At 40.4% G+C, this 18,712-nt stretch carries 22 protein-coding genes; 15 read left to right on the forward strand and 7 right to left on the reverse strand.

Annotated elements, in window-relative coordinates; translation table 11 throughout:
• Window positions 1-151: 151 nt before the first annotated feature.
• Together HSP_RS11485 and HSP_RS0100180 are read right to left on the reverse strand one after the other, a co-directional pair.
• Complete coding sequence (locus tag HSP_RS11485) at window positions 152-292, reverse strand: PIN domain-containing protein (RefSeq protein WP_007525658.1); 141 nt, start codon at window positions 290-292, stop codon at window positions 152-154.
• Window positions 293-392: 100 nt separating this feature from the next.
• Window positions 393-632, reverse strand: a complete 240-nt coding sequence (locus tag HSP_RS0100180) for an AbrB/MazE/SpoVT family DNA-binding domain-containing protein (protein WP_007525744.1) — start codon at window positions 630-632, stop codon at window positions 393-395.
• Between the two features lie 109 nt (window positions 633-741).
• On the opposite strand from HSP_RS0100180, the gene cdd reads away from it, so the two are divergent.
• The 3 genes from cdd to HSP_RS0100195 all read left to right on the forward strand — a co-directional run bounded on the left by cdd (window position 742) and on the right by HSP_RS0100195 (window position 3,833).
• The gene (gene cdd, locus HSP_RS0100185) at window positions 742-1,605 is read left to right on the forward strand and encodes a cytidine deaminase (RefSeq protein ID WP_010128079.1); all 864 of its coding nucleotides are present in this window, start codon (window positions 742-744) and stop codon (window positions 1,603-1,605) included.
• Window positions 1,606-1,717: 112 nt separating this feature from the next.
• Window positions 1,718-2,002, forward strand: coding sequence for a DNA-directed RNA polymerase subunit omega (gene rpoZ, locus HSP_RS0100190; RefSeq protein WP_007525722.1), 285 nt, complete (start codon window positions 1,718-1,720; stop codon window positions 2,000-2,002).
• A gap of 124 nt (window positions 2,003-2,126) precedes the next feature.
• Window positions 2,127-3,833 carry a bifunctional (p)ppGpp synthetase/guanosine-3',5'-bis(diphosphate) 3'-pyrophosphohydrolase gene (locus HSP_RS0100195; RefSeq protein ID WP_010128080.1) on the forward strand — a complete coding sequence of 569 codons (1,707 nt, stop codon included), beginning with the start codon at window positions 2,127-2,129 and terminating at the stop codon, window positions 3,831-3,833.
• Between the two features lie 71 nt (window positions 3,834-3,904).
• Here the strand turns inward: HSP_RS0100195 and HSP_RS0100200 are convergent, their stop codons facing one another.
• Entirely contained in the window at window positions 3,905-4,660 is a 756-nt protein-coding gene (locus HSP_RS0100200) for a hypothetical protein (RefSeq protein WP_010128081.1), read from the reverse strand.
• Window positions 4,661-4,663: 3 nt separating this feature from the next.
• The gene (gene wecA / locus HSP_RS0100205; RefSeq protein ID WP_010128082.1) at window positions 4,664-5,734 is read right to left on the reverse strand and encodes a UDP-N-acetylglucosamine--undecaprenyl-phosphate N-acetylglucosaminephosphotransferase; all 1,071 of its coding nucleotides are present in this window, start codon (window positions 5,732-5,734) and stop codon (window positions 4,664-4,666) included.
• A gap of 148 nt (window positions 5,735-5,882) precedes the next feature.
• Here wecA and hemL point away from each other — a divergent pair, with 148 nt between their 5' ends.
• The 3 genes from hemL to menH all read left to right on the forward strand — a co-directional run bounded on the left by hemL (window position 5,883) and on the right by menH (window position 9,834).
• The gene (hemL, locus tag HSP_RS0100210) at window positions 5,883-7,166 is read left to right on the forward strand and encodes a glutamate-1-semialdehyde 2,1-aminomutase (RefSeq protein WP_010128084.1); all 1,284 of its coding nucleotides are present in this window, start codon (window positions 5,883-5,885) and stop codon (window positions 7,164-7,166) included.
• Window positions 7,167-7,369: 203 nt separating this feature from the next.
• Window positions 7,370-9,079, forward strand: coding sequence for a 2-succinyl-5-enolpyruvyl-6-hydroxy-3-cyclohexene-1-carboxylic-acid synthase (gene menD / locus HSP_RS0100215; protein WP_010128086.1), 1,710 nt, complete (start codon window positions 7,370-7,372; stop codon window positions 9,077-9,079).
• Window positions 9,079-9,834, forward strand: a complete 756-nt coding sequence (gene menH, locus HSP_RS0100220) for a 2-succinyl-6-hydroxy-2,4-cyclohexadiene-1-carboxylate synthase (protein ID WP_007525724.1) — start codon at window positions 9,079-9,081, stop codon at window positions 9,832-9,834. The genes menD and menH overlap by 1 nt, the downstream gene beginning before the upstream one ends.
• 7 nt (window positions 9,835-9,841) lie before the next feature.
• On the opposite strand, the gene HSP_RS0100225 is transcribed toward menH, so the two are convergent.
• Both HSP_RS0100225 and HSP_RS0100230 read right to left on the reverse strand, forming a co-directional pair.
• Entirely contained in the window at window positions 9,842-10,204 is a 363-nt protein-coding gene (locus HSP_RS0100225) for a CrcB family protein (protein ID WP_007525727.1), read from the reverse strand.
• A gap of 2 nt (window positions 10,205-10,206) precedes the next feature.
• Entirely contained in the window at window positions 10,207-11,271 is a 1,065-nt protein-coding gene (locus HSP_RS0100230; RefSeq protein WP_007525764.1) for an MFS transporter, read from the reverse strand.
• Between the two features lie 82 nt (window positions 11,272-11,353).
• On the opposite strand from HSP_RS0100230, the gene HSP_RS0100235 reads away from it, so the two are divergent.
• Together HSP_RS0100235 and murQ are read left to right on the forward strand one after the other, a co-directional pair.
• Entirely contained in the window at window positions 11,354-12,478 is a 1,125-nt protein-coding gene (locus tag HSP_RS0100235; protein ID WP_007525757.1) for an anhydro-N-acetylmuramic acid kinase, read from the forward strand.
• A gap of 10 nt (window positions 12,479-12,488) precedes the next feature.
• Window positions 12,489-13,403: an N-acetylmuramic acid 6-phosphate etherase gene (gene murQ, locus HSP_RS0100240; RefSeq protein WP_007525710.1), complete on the forward strand. Its 915-nt coding sequence runs from the start codon at window positions 12,489-12,491 to the stop codon at window positions 13,401-13,403.
• 41 nt (window positions 13,404-13,444) lie between these two features.
• Here murQ and murJ read toward each other — a convergent pair whose 3' ends face one another.
• Window positions 13,445-15,013 (reverse strand): murein biosynthesis integral membrane protein MurJ, encoded by a 1,569-nt coding sequence (gene murJ, locus HSP_RS0100245; protein WP_010128088.1) that lies wholly within the window; start codon window positions 15,011-15,013, stop codon window positions 13,445-13,447.
• Between the two features lie 342 nt (window positions 15,014-15,355).
• Between murJ and rpsT the strand changes: the two genes are divergently transcribed.
• The 7 genes from rpsT (at window position 15,356) to rpsN (ending at window position 18,701) form a co-directional block, all read left to right on the forward strand.
• Window positions 15,356-15,619, forward strand: a complete 264-nt coding sequence (gene rpsT / locus HSP_RS0100250) for a 30S ribosomal protein S20 (RefSeq protein ID WP_007525704.1) — start codon at window positions 15,356-15,358, stop codon at window positions 15,617-15,619.
• Window positions 15,620-15,837: 218 nt separating this feature from the next.
• Window positions 15,838-16,266: a 50S ribosomal protein L11 gene (gene rplK / locus HSP_RS0100255; protein ID WP_005542594.1), complete on the forward strand. Its 429-nt coding sequence runs from the start codon at window positions 15,838-15,840 to the stop codon at window positions 16,264-16,266.
• A 4-nt stretch (window positions 16,267-16,270) separates the two neighbouring features.
• Window positions 16,271-16,960 (forward strand): 50S ribosomal protein L1, encoded by a 690-nt coding sequence (gene rplA, locus HSP_RS0100260; RefSeq protein ID WP_007525720.1) that lies wholly within the window; start codon window positions 16,271-16,273, stop codon window positions 16,958-16,960.
• Between the two features lie 173 nt (window positions 16,961-17,133).
• Window positions 17,134-17,505, forward strand: coding sequence for a 50S ribosomal protein L14 (gene rplN, locus HSP_RS0100265; RefSeq protein ID WP_005619403.1), 372 nt, complete (start codon window positions 17,134-17,136; stop codon window positions 17,503-17,505).
• Window positions 17,506-17,515: 10 nt separating this feature from the next.
• Complete coding sequence (rplX, locus tag HSP_RS0100270; RefSeq protein WP_007525706.1) at window positions 17,516-17,827, forward strand: 50S ribosomal protein L24; 312 nt, start codon at window positions 17,516-17,518, stop codon at window positions 17,825-17,827.
• Window positions 17,828-17,844: 17 nt separating this feature from the next.
• Entirely contained in the window at window positions 17,845-18,384 is a 540-nt protein-coding gene (gene rplE / locus HSP_RS0100275; protein ID WP_010128099.1) for a 50S ribosomal protein L5, read from the forward strand.
• Window positions 18,385-18,395: 11 nt separating this feature from the next.
• Window positions 18,396-18,701, forward strand: coding sequence for a 30S ribosomal protein S14 (rpsN, locus tag HSP_RS0100280; protein ID WP_005705950.1), 306 nt, complete (start codon window positions 18,396-18,398; stop codon window positions 18,699-18,701).
• The last annotated feature ends 11 nt before the right edge of the window (window positions 18,702-18,712 follow it).

Here is an 18,712-nt window from a genome sequence, read left to right on the forward strand (position 1 = left end):
AGTGTTTAATATAATCTAGTCTAGTCATCCCAACTTATTTTGCCAATCCTCTGAACCTCTTTTATATTATGGTTTACCAACACAGCATTTATTGCCAAAGCATGACAGGCAATCCATAAGTCATTACTGCCAATCAGTGTACCTTGCTGTTTTAAGATATTCGCACATTTCGATATCTTGGATAAACAACAGGAATACGTTGCGTGATTTTGTTGATTTTCTCTAGTGCTTTTTCAGGGTTCGCACTACCATTCGCACCTTTAAGTAACTCGGCATAAGTCACAAAACTCATCACTAGTTGATCTGAGGAATTAGTTGAGCCACTTTTTGTGTAACTGAAAGCAGTCTATTTTTCATTAAATAAATCAAAATATTGGTATCAAGTATATAAATCATAGTGAACCACGCTCCTGTGGTGGCGCAAGATCTCGATTTTCTAACGCCTTAATAAAATCTTCATCAAATCCTTCAAATAAAGCCAAAAATTCCATATCTGCTTTAGGTTTAAACGGTCTTAAAATAATATCGCCATTTTCCCCATGTAGAATTTCTACAGTATCCACATCGAAACGAAAATCGACAGGAATTCTCACTGCTTGGCTGTTGCCACTTTGAAAAACTTTTGTCATCATAGCATATACTCCGTATATATTTATTTTTATCAGTATATACAATATAGCGCGATTTTATAAAAAATAGTCAATATTATAATTCTTGTAATTTAAAATACAGGAGGCTTCTATGTCCATCTCAACCAATTTCTCCCGTCTCCCAAATATGCCTATCACCTCCGCAGTTCTAACCCAGCTTGCAGAGCAACACTACCACGCGTATTTATCTGCTGAACAGGTCAAAACACTTTGTGAGCAATTTCAACTTTCTCAAATTGACTTTGCTTTAGCTTGTTTACCCGTTGCAGCGTGTTATTCCAAAGCGCCAATTTCTGAATTTTATGTAGGGGCGATTGCTATTGGCGAGTCTGGAAATTTTTATTTTGGGGCGAATCAAGAATTTGAAAGCGTCTCTATTGGGCAAACTGTTCATGCTGAACAATCTGCTCTGATGCACGCTTGGCAGATGGGTGAGAAGCGTATTACAGATGTGGTAGTCAATTACACGCCATGTGGGCATTGTCGCCAGTTTATGAATGAGCTAAATTCAGCACCAACATTGCGAATTCATTTGCCGCATAGTCAAAATAATGCGCTACATAGCTATTTGCCAGATGCGTTTGGCCCTCGTAATTTGAATATTACCGATTGTTTATTTGATGGGCCAACTCCAACAACACAACCTGCTAATTTGACGGAAGCAGCGATTGAGGCGGCTCGTTCAAGTTATGCGCCTTATAGTCATTTACAAAGCGCTGTTGCGTTACAAGCCGGGGAGCGTATTATTACAGGACGTTATGCGGAAAATGCGGCGTTTAACCCAAGTATGCTGCCGCTGCAAAATGCGCTGAATTTCTACCGCTTGCAAGGGGAAACAGCGCCGATCTCGCGAGTTGTGTTGGCAGAAAATCAGTCAAAATTAAGCACGAAAGAGAGTACTTTTGCATTGGTGAAAGCAGAATTAGGCTTAGAAGCGGAATACATTGCTTTTTAATTCTTTTACAAGAAATTAACGAAATCAGACCGCTTGCATTGTAAGCAAGTCTGAATTTCTGTATAATCTCTATCCTTTTGGTAAATGAATTCGCAAATTTCTGGAGAAGAACATGGCTCGTGTGACTGTTCAAGAAGCCGCTGAAGTAATCGGCAACCGTTTTGACTTAATTTTAATTGCAGCGCGTCGCGCAAGACAACTTCAACTTCACGTTCGTGAGCCGTTGGTGGATGAAGAAAATGATAAACCAACGGTCATTGCGTTACGTGAGATCGAACAACGCTTAATTAACCGTGAGATTATGGATCAAATCGAAAATAACGATGCGATTCAACAAGATATTGCAGAAAAAGAAGCGATTTCTTTCCTAGCGGATGTTCAAGCGAACGCTGAGTAAATTATATTTCATCAAAAATATTGATAATGGACAATAAATAGTCTTGCAAGCGGTCGGAATTTCCGTCAAATTTGCGACATTGATTGTCCATTTTTTTATCTTATAAGAAGTAAGAAGGTGTCCCGTGTATCTTTTCGAACCTTTAGAACGCATTATTAAAGGCTATTTGCCAGCAGAAAAAATTGAGTTAGTCAGACGTGCTTTTGTCATTGCGCGTGATGCACACGAAGGGCAAACTCGTTCAAGTGGTGAGCCATATATTACTCATCCGGTGGCGGTAGCATGCATTATTGCAGAAATGAAGCTTGACCATGAGGCGGTAATGGCGGCACTTTTGCATGATGTGATTGAAGATACACCTTACACTGAAGAACAGTTGGCGAACGAATTTGGTTCAAGCGTGGCGGATATTGTGCAAGGCGTGTCGAAATTAGATAAGCTAAAATTCCGAACACGCCAAGAAGCACAGGTAGAAAACTTCCGTAAGATGATTTTGGCGATGACCAAAGATATTCGTGTGGTGCTGATTAAGCTCGCAGACCGCACGCATAATATGCGCACATTAGGTTCATTACGTCCAGATAAACGCCGCCGTATCGCTAAAGAGACTTTAGAAATTTATAGTCCATTAGCGCATCGTTTAGGTATTGAACATATTAAAAACGAGTTGGAAAACCTCTGTTTGCAGGCAATTTATCCGCATCGTTATAACATCTTAAAAACGGGAATTGAGATGGCGCGTAGTTCGCGTCAAGATTTGATTGCGAAAATCACCCATGAAATTGAGAGCCGCCTTGCAGAAGTGGGTATTCCTGCACGAGTGTATGGACGTGAAAAACATCTCTATGCGCTTTATCAAAAAATGCTACGTAAAGAGCAGCATTTCCACTCGATTTTAGATATTTACGCTTTCCGTATTGTGGTGGATACCGTCGATAATTGCTACCGCGTGCTTGGACAAATGCATGCATTGTATAAACCACGTCCTTACCAAGTAAAAGATTATATTGCAGTGCCGAAAACTAACGGATATCAGTCTTTGCAGACTTCAATGATTGGGCACAAAGGTGTGCCGATTGAAGTGCATATTCGCACCGAAGAGATGGATCAAATGGCTGAACTGGGTGTGGCAGCATTCTGGCAATATTCGGAAGATAAATCGCATTCAACCAGTGTACAACAACGTGCGCAACGCTGGTTACAAAGCATTGTTGAATTACAACAAAGCGCGGGTAATACCGAAGAATTTATCGAGAGTGTGAAATCTGATTTATTCTCAAACGATATTTATGTCTTTACACCAAAAGGTCGAATCGTTGAATTACCAGCACGTGCAACAGCATTAGATTTTGCTTATGCAGTACATTCAGATATTGGCGATTGTTGTGTGGGGGCGATTGTTGATCATGCGCCTTATCCAATTTCTCAACCGTTACAATCAGGACAAACCGTAGAGATTTTAACCGAGCCAGGGAAGCATCCACATCCGTCTTGGTTGAAATTTGTGGTAAGTAGTAAAGCAAAAGCGAAAATCCGCCAAGCACTTAAACATAATGGTGAATGGTTGGAAGACGAGCAAGCGGTCGAAAAACCGGAATTTATTGAAACGAATATTGTATTGGAAATTAAAGATCAGCCGGGAGTATTGGCAAGTCTTACCAACACTATTGCGGCTTCAAACAGCAACATTGGTGAAGTGGTTAGTCGCCCAATGGAAAACGGAAATTATAAAGTGAGCCTCCGTATTGCTGTAACTGACAATGCGCATTTATATGTGGTTATTCAAAAATTGGCAAAATTAAGCGGTGTAGTAAAAGTCTCAAAAGCTTGATTAAAATTGGATTAAATAGATAAAAAATGGCAAGTGGAAACACTTGCCATTTTGTTTTTTTGAATTTCGAATTATTCTGCTTTTTTTCGACCTACGCTGAATAATAAAATCATTATGAGGCTTAATATAAAGCCAGCACCGGCACCACCGCCAATCCATTTAATATAATCAAACGGGACAGCCTCAATTTTAGGCATTTGTACAAAACGGAATGCGACTAACTGATTATCAAGCGGAGAAACAGATTGCATCATTTTCAATTTGTTTTCCCATGAAGCGTCAATTTTAGATTCAGCTGCAGCTTTGACTTGTTGGAAAAGTGCTTTCCATTTCGCCACTAAATCTTGGTTGAGCTTCTCTTTGGTTTTCGTGTTAATAAAACGAATGTAATCCCCAATTAAACTTTCAGCTTGTAGCGCATTTAGTGAGCTAACACTGAGCGTGTCATTTGTAAAAGAAATAGATTTTTCGACCGCTTGTACTAATGTAGCAACCGATTTATTTTCTAATGCAGCTTGTTGTTTGATTGGTTCATATTGCGTTAAAAATTCCTGACGAAGTTGAGCGTCATTTACCATCTTCTGGAATTCGGCATAACTTTGCGCGCCAGTTTGAGCCTCAATTTTACTTAAATCGGCGGCATTTTCTGCACCGCTGACTAAACTATAAGTCGATGATAAAGAAAGATAATTACCAAGTTCAGCGGTTTTTGGTGCTTCAAATTTAGTCACGGCTTGCCATTGTGTAGGTAAAATAAGGCTTGCACCGTATCCCACACCAGCACCTACTGCGGTAAGTAATAAAATGGCAAAAAATTGACGAAACATAATTTAATTCTCCTGAATTTGTTTTTTTCTTGCGCGGCGTTTCATACGGCGCACAAAACGAGTAATTTTCCAAGCGCGAACGATAGAGTAAGCATAAAGGAAGAACAGTAAAATGAAGCCTAATACCATCATCGATTGGCTCCAGTAATAAATTTCACCCATAACACCAATGGTTGCACAAATGGCGGCCCAGAAAACAATCACGGCAAGCGCTTGGCGTGAAGTCAATCCCGCGCGCATCAATAGGTGGTGTAAGTGCAAGCGGTCTGGTCTGAATGGGCTTTTACCTTTTTTAAGACGGCGGAAAATCACCGCAACCATATCAATTAGAGGCACAGCAATGAGCCAGAGTCCAGTGATTGGGCTAATGGCATGACCTTGACCTTGAGTGCTTAATAGCAACATCCAAATAATAGTAAAGCCGATTAAAGTACTTCCCGAGTCTCCCATAAACACTTTCCATTTTGCACCGAAAACGCTGAGGTTAAACATTGCATAAGGAATGAGTGTAAGGATAATTGCTAAACACCAGTAAGCGATAGCATGTTCTTGGTTTATCCACATCAGCGCACCAATACCAGCAAAGCTCACGCTAGATAGACCGGCTAATAAACCATCAATACCATCGACCATATTAAAGGCGTTAATTACGCCAATAGTGATGAATACCGTAAAAATTAGGCTGAAAAAGCCAAGTTTAATGCTAAAAGGTGCGATAATCTGCCCAAGGCTTTCGAGTTCCAGACCACTATAAATCATAGCGCCTGCAAGTATGGCTTGGATACCTGCACGTAGTGCGGGGCTGATGTCAAAACGGTCGTCAAGTACACCGATAATCAGCAAAATGGTCATAGAAAGCAGGTAAAGTCCAGGCAGCGGAAGCGTGTCGGCTTGGAATGCATAAAAAGTAAGAGTGCCAAGAAACAGCGCAATGCCCCCAATGAGGGGAATAAAACCTTGGTGGCGTTTACGAAAGTTTGGTTTGTCAATCAATCCAACTTTTTCGGCAACGGGACGCATAAAAATTAAAGTCGCAAAAGAAACGACGACTACCGCTAAAAAAGTGAGCCACATATTCCGTTTTTCTCATTAATGATTATTATGAAAATAGGGCGTCCAGCATAGCATAAAGGGCAAAATTTAAAAAATTCTTTTAGGCAAATTATAGGCTTTTACGTAAAATAGCGGTTAAATTTTAAGATTATTTTGCAAAGGGAAAATTATGTCAAAATCAGCACAACTATTTGAAAAAGCACAAAAAGTCATTCCTGGTGGAGTAAATTCACCTGTACGTGCATTTAAAGGCGTCGGTGGCACACCTGTTTTTATTGAAAAAGCAGAAGGTGCTTATATTACCGATAGCGATGGTAAAAAATATATCGATTATGTTGGTTCATGGGGCCCAATGGTGTTAGGGCATAACCATCCGGCAATTATTGATGCGGTTTTAAAAGCTGTGCCAAATGGCTTAAGTTTTGGGGCACCAACAGAAAGTGAAATTACCTTAGCAGAATTGGTCTGCAAATTAGTGCCATCTATTGAATTAGTTCGTATGGTTAGTTCAGGAACTGAAGCCACAATGTCAGCCATTCGTCTTGCTCGTGGTTATACAGGGCGCGATAAAATCATTAAGTTTGAAGGGTGTTACCACGGGCATTCAGATTCTTTATTAGTAAAAGCAGGTTCTGGTGCTTTAACATTAGGTCAACCAAGTGGCCCGGGTGTGCCAGCAGATTTTGCTAAACATACTTTAACTTGTACCTATAACGATTTAGATTCAGTTAAACAGGCATTTGAACAATATCCGAATGACATTGCTTGTTTGATTATTGAACCTGTGGCGGGCAATATGAACTGTATTCCACCAAAAGCAGGATTCTTACAAGGCGTGCGTGAGTTATGTGATCAATATGGTGCCGTTTTTATTATTGATGAAGTGATGACTGGTTTCCGCGTGGCATTAGGTGGCGCACAATCTTATTATGGCGTGAAACCAGATTTAACTACGTTAGGCAAAATTATCGGCGGCGGTATGCCAGTAGGCGCTTTCGGCGGTAAAAAAGAGATTATGGAATTTATCGCGCCAACGGGGCCGGTTTATCAAGCGGGTACACTTTCAGGCAACCCAATTGCAATGGCAGCAGGTTTGGCATGTTTAACGGAATTATCAAAAGCAGGCAATGAAGAAAAATTGGCTGCTCAAACTAAAACCTTAGCTGAAGGATTAAAAGCTTTAGCAGACAAACATGGTGTGCCATTTACTGTGCAATATGTTGGCGGAATGTTTGGTTTGTTCTTTACAGAACAACAAGAAATTACGGATTTCCAATCTGTGATGAAATGCGATGCTGCAAAATTTAACCGTTTCTTCCACTTAATGTTAGAGCAAGGTGTTTATTTAGCACCATCTGCTTTTGAAGCGGGCTTTATGTCGCTTGCGCATACAGATGCAGACATTCAAGCGACTCTAGAGGCGGCGGATCGCGCATTTGCACAGTTGAAATAACGACAAGCGGTTGAATTTTGTAGAAGTTTTGCAAAATAAAATCGTGATGTGAACCGAAAATCTCCATTGAATCTTAATTTAATGGAGATTTTATTTTTTAAAAGTTGTCGAATATGGCAGTTTACTTCAAGTTTTCTCCAAAAATTGCTTAGTTTTTGTTACAATTCTCCCCATTTACGATTTTAAATAGATTGACAGAAATTATGACGAATATCAGTACTTTTAACCGAACTTGGGCGCGTGTCATTTTAAACGCATTGTTACGCTATGGCGTCAAACACATCTGTATCGCACCGGGTTCTCGCTCAACACCTTTGACTTTAGAAGCAGTATTGCTTCAACAGCAACATCAAGTGACTTGTCATACGCATTTTGATGAGCGTGGGCTTGGCTTTTTTGCATTAGGGATGGCAAAAGCGAGCAATGCACCGGTCGTAGTCATTACGACTTCTGGCACGGCAGTGGCGAATTTATATCCGGCAGTCATTGAAGCAAGTCTTACCCAACATAAACTGATTGTGATTTCTGCGGATCGCCCACAAGAGTTAATCGGTTGTGGTGTAAATCAAGCAATTGAACAACCTGGGATTTTTGCAAATTACCCCGTGGCGACTTTAAATTTACCGAAAGCAAGCCCAGATTATGCACCAAATTGGTTAGTTGGAGCTGTGGAACAAGCTTGTGTCACGCAAAACCAACAAGGTGGTGTTGTGCATATTAACGCGCCTTTTGCAGAGCCACTTTATGAGGCGGATGAGTCAGCCATTGGAACCAATCCGTGGTTAAGACCGATTATTAGTTGGTTAAGCAATCCAGAAGCGAAATGGATTGATAGTCAAAAAATTCAAAGCGAAGTTTCTATGCATGCTAACTGGGATTACTGGCGCACCAAGCGTGGTGTGATTATTGTCGGTAAATTGCCAGTTGAACAAGGGCTAGGGATTAGAAACTGGGCGGAAACCCTCGGTTGGTGTATGTTGACCGATGTGCAATCTTCGGTAGATGCGAGTTTGCCATATGCTGACATTTGGCTTTCAAACAAAATTGTGTTTGATAAATTACAACAAGCAGACATCGTCATCCAATTTGGTACGCAAATTGTCAGTAAACGCGTCAACCAGTTCTTAGAAGCATTTAAAGGCGAATTCTGGCAAGTCGATGAGCATCCAAGCTATCTCAATCCATATTCGCATCAGCAAACGCGTTTTATTTCGAAAGCGCATCATTTCTTGCGTGTTCATCCACCGCTTCGTCAGAAACCGTGGTTGTTTGAACCGTTAGCGTTATCTCAGTTCTGCGGTAAGTTTATTGAAAGTCAAATTGGTGGCGCATTAAATGAAGCTTCACTTGCGCATCACATTCAAGATGTGTTAGCCGTAAATGGTAACTTATTCTTAGGTAATAGCTTATTTGTGCGTTTGGTTGATGCTTTATGTAAATTACCAGAAGGCTACCCAGTTTATACCAATCGTGGCGCAAGTGGCATTGATGGGCTAATTGCAACCATGGCTGGCGTGGCGGTTGTGAGTGAACGTCCGACTGTGGGTGTGGTAGGTGATATTTCTGCCTTACATGATCTAAATTCGTTAGCGCTACTGAGCCAAGTGCAACATCCTAGCATTCTGTTTATTGTGAATAACAGTGGTGGGGCAATTTTCGATATGTTGCCAGTTTCACCAGCAGTTAAAGACCCTTATTATCGCTTATCGCATAATTTAGAATTTGCGCAAGTTGCGGCAATGTTTGGGCTTGAATATATCCGTCCATTTACTTGGGCAGATTTGAAAGTCAAACTGAAACAGGCTTACGGACGTAAAGGGGTAACTGTCGTTGAAATTAAAGTGAATGAGAATGACGGCAGCAACTTGTATAAATCGCTGTTAAAACAAATTTCACAGGCGGAACTTGCCTAATGCTTGCCTATCAATGGCATGCAGAAACTGGGCAACCTATGGTATTTTTACATGGGTTGCTTGGTTCTCAACAAGATTGGCAAGCGGTGCTCACGATTTTGCAAAACTTTCCGCAAATCCGACCGCTTACTATCGATCTTCCCTTACATGGCAAGAGTGTGCAGACACATTGTCATAGCTTCGAACAAGCTCGGGCATTATTGCACCAAACCCTTTCTCAATTGATTCAAGAGCCGTTTATCTTAGTGGGGTATTCGCTAGGTGGACGATTGGCGTTGGATTATCACCTTAATCAGCCAAATCCTTATTTACAGCAGAGTTTTTTAGAAGGCGCGAATATTGGGCTAAAAACGGACGCTGAACGAAATGCGCGTCAGCAAAACGATGCTGCTTGGGCACAACGTTTTTGCAATGAACCCATGCCAGAGGTATTGGAAGCGTGGTATCAACAGCCTGTGTTTTCACATTTAAGCGCAGACAAGCGGTCAGATTTGATTGAAAAACGGCAAAATAATTGCGGTAAGGCGATTGCACAGATGTTAGAGGCAACGAGTTTGGCTAAACAGCCTGATTTTTCCCTTCAATTACCACAGTCAAACATACAATTTATTATTGGCGAGTATGATAAAAAATTTCGGCAGATGGCAGAACAGCATAGCTTGCCGATGCATTTAATTCCTAACGCGGGGCATAATGCGCACTTAGAAAACCCGAAAGCATTTGTCGAAGTGCTTTGCCAAGCGCTTCAAAAATAAAGCGTAATTAGCTTTGTGTTAGCATTTGCGTGAGCCAGATACCTAAAATCGTTAATAACACGCCACCCAAAAGATGAAGACCAAGTGTGAACGCGGCTTCGCCATATTTCCCAATCAATAATTTTTCGCTTAATTCGGCAGAAAAACTTGAAAAAGTGGTAAAACTGCCAAGAAAACCAGTAATAAACAACAATTTTTGATTATCGCCCAATGATAATCCCATCGCTATTCCAATTAAGAAACAACCTAGCCAATTTGCAATGAGTGTGCCTAATGCCACGCTAGAAAATAGTGGATTGAGTACGAGTCCGATTCCCCAACGTAGCAATGCGCCCATCACGGCACCTAATGAAATTAACAAGATATTCATTTTTACACCAAAAATAAGATGGGAATTAAATTCATCACACCCATAGTTGCAATGGCCAGTAATAAACGCGAAGCACCAAAAATAAAACCACGGTTGGTGCCGTTATCAAATTTTACCAACAGATTCGCAATCGCGGTCAGCGCATAAACCTCAATGATAGTAAATACTACCAGATAAGCATAAGCGGTATAAACGGATAAGAATTGCAGGGTAAGAAACCATGGCACAATCATGCCTAATGCTAATAGCGGTGCGACCCAAACCACTTGTGATCGAGTTAAGTTGATTCGGCGAGAGAATTCGCTTTGCAATAATACGGTTAATAAGCCATTAACGAATAATGCAATTGGGGAATGTTCCGGCATACCCAATTTCTGGTCAAATAAAAATGGAAAAAGCACGAAAAATGAAGTTGCAATCGAAAGCGGAATGAACAGCATTAAATGTACTTGTAAAAATGCTTTGGTAATGATTTCTCGAATTTGTGCAAAGCGAAATTTAACCAGTGTTTGAACGGTTTGGATTTGATAAAACGGCTTAATCATCAGTAAAAAAAGAATCAGCTCAATGCTAAAGCATAGCCAAATTAGCCAATCGATATGTTCAGTACGAATAAAAGGAATCACAAGCAATGGAGCAAACATGGAAGACATTGAGGTAACTTTTAAGTATTTACCTTGCAAGCGAGTTTTCTGAGCATATTCTTCTCCAGCAAGTGCAAGTAAACAGGCTTTGGCATTAGTGCCAAATAGGCAACTTCCTAGCCCAAAACAAGTGGTTGCAAGCAGGAGTATTAGGTAGTGGTTTGCGTTTAAGAAGAAAATGTAAGCGACCACATCAAGTAAACAGCCTAACAACATCATTTTCGCTAAACCATAGCGGTCACCTAAAATGCCAGCCAGAATGGCTAAAGCTTGGTTACAGAAAAAGAGCAATGAGAGTGAAAAGGCAATTTCACTATTGCTTAAACCTTTGCCTTTTAAATAAACAAAAAAGACGGTTTGCATTGAAAAAAAGGCCAATGTTGAGAAAAAGCGGCGTATGAGTAATAAATTTTGCAGTGGCATAAATAAGATAAATTTCCGAAAATAAGCACTGATCTTACCGCTTTTCGTTATAATTGGGCAATTTTTAGTTTGAGAGAATCGTATGAAATCGGATTTTTATCTTGGCATGATGTCAGGGACAAGCCTTGATGGTGTGGATTTAGCCCTCATGGATTTTGCAACATTCCCACCAAAATTGACCGCTTGTGAAATGGTCGCCATGCCAGTAGCGTTGAGACAAGCGTTAACGCTGTTATTAAAAGGGGAAACATCGTTACAAAACTTAGGGGAAATCGATCATCAGTTAGGTAAACTTTACGCCGATTGTGTCAATCAGTTTCTCGCTAAAAATGGCTTGAAACCCGAGCAAATTCAGGCGATTGGCTGCCATGGGCAAACGGTATGGCATGCTCCAACAGGGGAAAATCCGTTTACCATGCAAATTGGAGATATGCATTATTTAGCAGCGAAAACGGATATTACAGTCGTAGGGGATTTTCGCCGAAAAGATATGGCAATGGGAGGACAAGGCGCTCCGTTAGTTCCAGCTTTCCATGAGGGTATTTTTGCCGATAAAAATAGGCTCACAGTAGTTTTAAACATTGGTGGAATTTCAAACATTTCAGTATTAGCACCAAATCAACCAACCATTGGTTATGATGTGGGCGTCGGAAATGCGCTATTAGATGCTTGGATTGAGCAACATCAAGGCAAACGTTATGATAAAAATGGTGCTTGGGCGAGTAGTGGTAAAGTATTGGAACCATTATTAGCAGCATTGTTAGATGAGCCTTTTTTCCAACAAACTCCACCGAAAAGCACGGGGCGTGAACTGTTTAATTTGAAGTGGTTAGTGAAGAAAATCGCAAAAGTTTTTCCAAATTTGACCGCTTGTTTGCCACAAGATATTCAAAGAACGTTAGTCGAATTTACTGTGCAAGGTATTGCTCACCACCTAAAATTGCTTAATAGTGAAAAGTCTAACCTTTTACTTGTTTGTGGTGGCGGGGTTCATAACCCATTGATTTTAAATAGATTGTCAGAAATATTGCCTGATTGGACGGTTGCATCGACTTCAGAATACGGACTCGATGCAGACTATGTCGAAGCAGCCGCTTTTGCATGGTTAGCTTATCGTCGAATGCATAATTTACCGAGTAATTTGCCTTCTGTGACTGGTGCAAGTCGAGCTGTCAGTCTGGGGGCTATTTATCCTAAAAATGAATAATGAGAAAAATATGAATAAGAACGCATTATTACAACAACTAAATCAACTAATTACTGAACAGCGTAATCCGAACTCTATGCAATTAGATTCACTTTCAGCACAAGAATTAGTAGCTTTAATTAACCGTGAAGATCAACAGGTTGCTTTAGCCGTAGAAAAGTGTTTACCACAAATTGCCTCAGCGGTTGAAAAGATTGTTGCGGCTTTTGAACGTGGTGGACGATTGGTTTATGTGGGAGCAGGAACAAGTGGGCGATTAGGGGTGCTAGATGCTTCTGAATGCCCTCCAACTTATGGCGTGAAACCAGAAATGGTCGTTGGTCTTATTGCGGGCGGCGATCATGCATTACGCCACCCAATTGAAGGTGCAGAAGATAATGTGCAGCAAGGACAAGCTGATCTTGAGGAAATTGATTTTTCTGCTCGAGATGTGTTGGTAGGAATCGCGGCTAGTGGTCGTACGCCTTATGTGCTAGGGGCATTGAATTATGCGAAACAATTAGGTGCAACCACCGTTTCCATTGCAAGTAATCCAAATAGTAAAATGGCAGAAGTTGCTGATATTGCGATTGAAACCGTAGTGGGGCCAGAAGTATTAACAGGCTCAAGCCGAATGAAATCGGGCACGGCACAAAAGTTAGTATTAAATATGTTAACTACGGCTTCGATGGTGTTAATTGGCAAATGCTACCAAAATTTAATGGTGGATGTTCAAGCAAGTAACGAAAAACTTAAAGCGCGGGCGCTGAAAATTGTGATGGAAGCGACAGAATGTGATAACGAGACTGCAGCTAATGTACTCGCTAAGGCAAACGGACAAGTAAAATTAGCCATTTTGATGCAATTAAGCGGATTAGATGCGTTAGAAGCGCAAAGTCTGTTAGATAAATCAAACGGTAAATTACGCCAAGCGTTAATTAAATAAGAAAAATGGAAGGGGAAACCTTCCATTTTCTCTATTCATTACTACACTCGGAAATCGCGTTTACGAATCCCCAATGCGAATAAGGCACCAAAATAACAAATGGCAGCTAAGACAATCAACCATGCTAACCAATAAACTTTTGTGAAGGTTGCCATACTATGCCAGCCTTCTAGTGCTGGAGAGAAATAAGACACTGCTGCACCCATTAAGCTAGCAGCAATCGCCACTTTTAAGGTGAAGAAACCTGTTTTGCTTGAAAGCTGATAAATGCCTTGTTTATGTAACTGACGATATAATAATGAAGCATTAATGGCTGCTGATAATGCAGAGGCCATTGCTAATCCTAAATAACCAAAAGGAATAGCTAACAAGCCAAAACACATGTTACTGGCGGTCGCAATGAGTCCGATTTTTACAGGTGTCTTGGTATTCTGATTAGCATAAAATCCGTTAGCTAAAATGCTAATTAACATATAGCTATTAAGCCCTAAGCACATAATCCATAATGCATGTGAAGTTGAAACAACATCAGCAAGGGTAAATTTTCCTCGCATAAAAATGGTCATAATCATGGGTTGTGCTAAAACAGCAATGCCAATCATCGCTGGAATGCCAAGTAATAGCACCATGCGAATACCCCAATCTAGCGTATTTTGAAAATCTTCACGGCGTTGTGTTTCTGCTAAATCTTTTTGTTTTGCGATTTTAGAGAGTGTTGGTAACACGACGGTGGATATGGCAATACCGAAAATTCCAAGTGGGAATTCAATTAAGCGATCAGAATAATAAAGCCACGTAATTGAACCTGTAATAAGAAAACTAGCAATGACTTGATTCAGTAATAGATTGATTTGTGTGACAGAAACACCAAATAATGCGGGGAGCATTAAGGTTCTAACTTTTTTCACGCCTTCATCATTCCATGCCCATTTAGGTTTTACCAGTAAACCGGCTTTTTTCATAAATGGAATTTGGAATAAAAATTGTAGCAAACCACCTAAGAAAATCCCCCAAGCAAGTGCCACATCTGGGCGTTCAAAATAGTGAGCACCAAATAGAGCCATCCCGATCATCGCGATATTAAGTAAAACTGGGGAGAATGCCATGACCCCAAATTTACCAATAGTATTTAGTACCGCACCAGAAAGCGCCACGAAAGTAATAAACCAAAGGTAGGGGAAGGTGATTTTTAATAGTAGGGAAGCTTGCGTAAATTTTTCAGCATCTGCGCCATCATTTAGCCAATCAATAAACCAACCAGTACCAAAAAGCGCAGCAACGACGGGAGAGGCAACCATCGCAACCAAAGTCACAAGCGTGACAATCATTCCTAATGAACCATAAACCTTAGCAACAAATTCGCGCGTTTTATCTAGGTCATTTTCGGCATTGTATTCAGCTAACACAGGAACAAAAGCTTTAGAAAACGCACCTTCAGCAAAGAGGCGTCGTAGAAAGTTAGGAATACGGTTGGCAAATAAAAAGACATCGGAAACCGCACCAGCACCGAGCACTCCAGCGACAATCATATCGCGGACTAAACCCAAAATACGGGATACTAATGTTAATGCACTAACTAACACGCCTGATTTTAATAATTTTTTGCTCATAGAATTCTCTGTATAAGAAAGAAGCTTCTTTGGGTTTTCACTTTTTCTTGGTTTTTCGTGGCCATTAAATCTTCGGGTATCCTCTTTATATTAAAGGAAATAATAGTTAATTGAGATAAAGGGATATTACACGATCACAAAATAGATCCGAATTTTATCAGTTTTTTTATAGGAAAATCAGAAAAAAACTGATAAAATCTCGCCCTATCGTTTTCTGGCAAAGAAAAACGGTGTTATTTTCAAGCACGTGTCTCGTTGAAAATGAATTAAAAACTATCGATAGCAACATAAACCAATGTTTATGTTTTAATTATTTAACACAGATATTTTAGGAGTTTGACCTTGGCTAATATCAAGTCAGCAAAAAAACGTGCGGTTCAATCTGAAAAACGCCGCCAACATAACGCAAGCCAACGCTCAATGATGCGTACTTACATCAAAAAAGTATACGCAGCAGTAGCAACTGGTAATAAAGCAGCTTCAGAAGCAGCTTTCGTTGAAATGCAAAAAGTTGTAGACCGCATGGCGTCTAAAGGTTTAATCCACGCTAACAAAGCTGCTAACCACAAAGCAAAATTAGCAGCGCAAATCAAAAAATTAGCATAATTGGATTTTGCAAATTAAAAAAGAAAACCGACCGCTTGGTCGGTTTTCTTGTCATTGCATAGAAAATTTTTGCTTGAAAAGCGGTCAAATTTTCTATACAATTTGCAAATTATTACGCACAGGGAAACTTGTGCATATTTTTGTGTAGCACATCGTGCTTTTTATCATCGGGGAGCAAGTCAAGCTTGCGTTATCACCCACTTAGAGGAAACTTAAAAATGGCAAAAAAAGTCCAAGCATACGTTAAGTTGCAAGTTGCAGCTGGTATGGCTAACCCATCACCACCAGTTGGTCCTGCATTAGGTCAACAAGGTGTGAACATCATGGAATTCTGTAAAGCATTCAATGCTCGTACTGAGAGCTTAGAAAAAGGTTTACCAATTCCAGTTGTTATCACTGTATATGCAGACCGTTCATTTACTTTCGTCACTAAAACTCCACCAGCAGCAGTGTTATTGAAAAAAGCTGCAGGTATCAAATCTGGTTCAGGCAAACCGAACAAAGATAAAGTGGGTAAAGTAACTTTAGATCAAATCCGTCAAATCGCTGAAACTAAAGCAGCAGACATGACTGGTGCGACTATCGAAACTAAAATGAAATCAATTGCTGGTACTGCTCGCTCAATGGGCTTAGTGGTGGAGGAATAATACGATGGCTAAATTGACTAAAAAAATGAAAGCAATCAAAGCTGGCGTAGATTCTACTAAAGCATATGAAATCAACGAAGCAATCGCAGTATTAAAACAATTCGCGACAGCTAAATTCGTTGAAAGCGTTGATGTTGCAGTAAACTTAGGGATTGACCCTCGTAAATCAGACCAAAACGTTCGTGGTGCAACAGTATTACCACACGGAACAGGTCGTACAGCTCGCGTAGCAGTATTCACTCAAGGTGCAAACGCAGAAGCAGCGAAAGCAGCAGGCGCAGACTTAGTGGGTATGGAAGACTTAGCTGAAGCAGTGAAAAAAGGCGAAATGAACTTTGACGTTGTTATCGCATCTCCAGATGCAATGCGCGTTGTTGGTCAATTAGGTCAAGTATTAGGTCCACGTGGCTTAATGCCAAACCCGAAAGTTGGTACTGTAACGCCAAACGTTGCTGAAGCAGTTAAAAATGCAAAATCTGGTCAGATTCGTTACCGCAATGATAAAAACGGTATTATCCATACCACTATCGGTAAAGCGGATTTCTCACCTGAGCAATTAAAAGAAAACCTCCAAGCATTGTTAGCAGCTTTAACTAAAGCTAAACCAACAACAGCAAAAGGTATTTTCATTAAGAAAGTAAGCATCTCTACTACTATGGGTGCTGGTGTTGCGGTTGATCAAGCATCACTATAGTTTCTAAATAAAAGTGAAAAGACCGTACGTTTAGACGATACGGTCTTTTTATTGCAGAAAAATGCAATAATCGTTGCTTTTAAAGCAACTCGCTGATAGAATTATAAGACTGCCTGCATTGGGTAGGCAGGTTCGTCCCGAAAGGGTGTTTTTTTATTTAACGGAGCACTAATATGATCCAAGAACAGACTATGCTGGATGTTGCTGATAACTCAGGGGCTCGTAGCGTAATGTGTATCAAGGTTCTAGGTGGATCGCACCGTCGTTACGCTGCAATTGGCGACATTATCAAAGTAACCGTAAAAGAAGCAATTCCACGCGGTAAAGTAAAAAAAGGTGATGTGTTAAAAGCAGTTGTTGTGCGCACCAAGAAGGGTGTTCGTCGCCCAGATGGCTCAGTTATTCGTTTCGATGGCAATGCTTGTGTAATTTTAAACAATAACACTGAGCAACCAATCGGTACTCGTATTTTTGGACCTGTGACTCGTGAACTTCGTTCTGAGAAATTCATGAAGATCATTTCATTAGCTCCAGAAGTACTGTAAGGGGAATGTAATGGCTGCTAAAATCCGTCAAAATGATGAAGTAATTGTTCTTGCTGGTAAAGACAAGGGCAAACGTGGTAAGGTAACTCAAGTGTTACCAAACGGTAAAGTTATCGTTGAAGGTGTTAAAATTATCACTAAACACGAAAAACCGGTTCCTGCTTTAGGCAAAGCTGGTGGCTTAGTGAAAAAAGAAGCTGCGATTGATGCGTCAAACGTTGCAATTTTTAACCCTAAAACAAATAAAGCTGACCGTGTAGGTTTTAGATTCGAAGACGGCAAAAAAGTACGTTTCTTCAAATCTAATAATGAAATTATTTAATTAACTGGAGTAATGCGATGGCGAAACTGCATGATTACTACAGAGATACAGTAGTTAATGAATTAAAAGCTAAATTCAACTACTCATCTGTCATGCAAGTCCCACGAATCGAAAAGATTACCCTGAATATGGGTGTGGGTGAAGCATTGACCGACAAAAAACTTTTAGATAACGCAGTAGCGGATCTAACAGCAATCAGCGGTCAGAAACCTTTAATTACTAAAGCTCGTAAATCAGTTGCTGGCTTTAAAATCCGTCAGGGATATCCAATCGGATGCAAAGTGACCCTGCGTGGCGAACGTATGTGGGAATTCTTTGAAAGATTGATTACTATCGCTGTTCCACGTATCCGTGACTTCCGTGGTTTAAGTGCGAAGTCATTCGATGGTCGTGGTAATTACAGTATGGGTGTTCGTGAACAAATCATTTTCCCTGAAATCGACTACGATAAAGTAGATCGTGTACGTGGTTTAGATATTACTATTACCACAACAGCGAAAAATGACGAAGAAGGTCAAGCTTTATTAGCGGCTTTCAATTTCCCATTCCGTAAATAAGGTAGGTTATCGTGGCAAAACAATCAATGATTGCACGTGATGTAAAACGTGCGAAATTAGCTGATAAATTCTACGCAAAACGTGAAGAATTAAAGAAAATTATCTCATCTGAATCTGCTTCAGATGAAGAGCGTTGGGCAGCAGTGTTGAAGTTACAAACACTTCCACGTGATTCAAGCCCAATCCGTCAGCGTAATCGTTGCCGCCAAACTGGTCGTCCACACGGTGTACTTCGTAAGTTTGGTTTAAGCCGTATTAAGGTTCGTGAAGCTGCAATGCGCGGCGAAATTCCAGGCCTTAAGAAAGCAAGCTGGTAATAACCTCTTTT

The organism is Haemophilus sputorum CCUG 13788, from assembly GCF_000238795.1.
GTDB classification, from domain to species: domain Bacteria; phylum Pseudomonadota; class Gammaproteobacteria; order Enterobacterales; family Pasteurellaceae; genus Haemophilus_A; species Haemophilus_A sputorum.

Bases quoted from the DNA above. Each gene is read 5' to 3' on its own strand.
- HSP_RS11485 (WP_007525658.1), bottom strand. From the start codon at position 292: ATGAGTTTTGTGACTTATGCCGAGTTACTTAAAGGTGCGAATGGTAGT.
- HSP_RS0100180 (WP_007525744.1), bottom strand. From the start codon at position 632: ATGATGACAAAAGTTTTTCAAAGTGGCAACAGCCAAGCAGTGAGAATT.
- cdd (WP_010128079.1), top strand. From the start codon at position 742: ATGTCCATCTCAACCAATTTCTCCCGTCTCCCAAATATGCCTATCACC.
- rpoZ (WP_007525722.1), top strand. From the start codon at position 1,718: ATGGCTCGTGTGACTGTTCAAGAAGCCGCTGAAGTAATCGGCAACCGT.
- HSP_RS0100200 (WP_010128081.1), bottom strand. From the start codon at position 4,660: ATGTTTCGTCAATTTTTTGCCATTTTATTACTTACCGCAGTAGGTGCT.
- wecA (WP_010128082.1), bottom strand. From the start codon at position 5,734: ATGTGGCTCACTTTTTTAGCGGTAGTCGTCGTTTCTTTTGCGACTTTA.
- hemL (WP_010128084.1), top strand. From the start codon at position 5,883: ATGTCAAAATCAGCACAACTATTTGAAAAAGCACAAAAAGTCATTCCT.
- menD (WP_010128086.1), top strand. From the start codon at position 7,370: ATGACGAATATCAGTACTTTTAACCGAACTTGGGCGCGTGTCATTTTA.
- menH (WP_007525724.1), top strand. From the start codon at position 9,079: ATGCTTGCCTATCAATGGCATGCAGAAACTGGGCAACCTATGGTATTT.
- HSP_RS0100225 (WP_007525727.1), bottom strand. From the start codon at position 10,204: ATGAATATCTTGTTAATTTCATTAGGTGCCGTGATGGGCGCATTGCTA.
- HSP_RS0100230 (WP_007525764.1), bottom strand. From the start codon at position 11,271: ATGCCACTGCAAAATTTATTACTCATACGCCGCTTTTTCTCAACATTG.
- HSP_RS0100235 (WP_007525757.1), top strand. From the start codon at position 11,354: ATGAAATCGGATTTTTATCTTGGCATGATGTCAGGGACAAGCCTTGAT.
- murQ (WP_007525710.1), top strand. From the start codon at position 12,489: ATGAATAAGAACGCATTATTACAACAACTAAATCAACTAATTACTGAA.
- murJ (WP_010128088.1), bottom strand. From the start codon at position 15,013: ATGAGCAAAAAATTATTAAAATCAGGCGTGTTAGTTAGTGCATTAACA.
- rplK (WP_005542594.1), top strand. From the start codon at position 15,838: ATGGCAAAAAAAGTCCAAGCATACGTTAAGTTGCAAGTTGCAGCTGGT.
- rplA (WP_007525720.1), top strand. From the start codon at position 16,271: ATGGCTAAATTGACTAAAAAAATGAAAGCAATCAAAGCTGGCGTAGAT.
- rplN (WP_005619403.1), top strand. From the start codon at position 17,134: ATGATCCAAGAACAGACTATGCTGGATGTTGCTGATAACTCAGGGGCT.
- rplX (WP_007525706.1), top strand. From the start codon at position 17,516: ATGGCTGCTAAAATCCGTCAAAATGATGAAGTAATTGTTCTTGCTGGT.
- rplE (WP_010128099.1), top strand. From the start codon at position 17,845: ATGGCGAAACTGCATGATTACTACAGAGATACAGTAGTTAATGAATTA.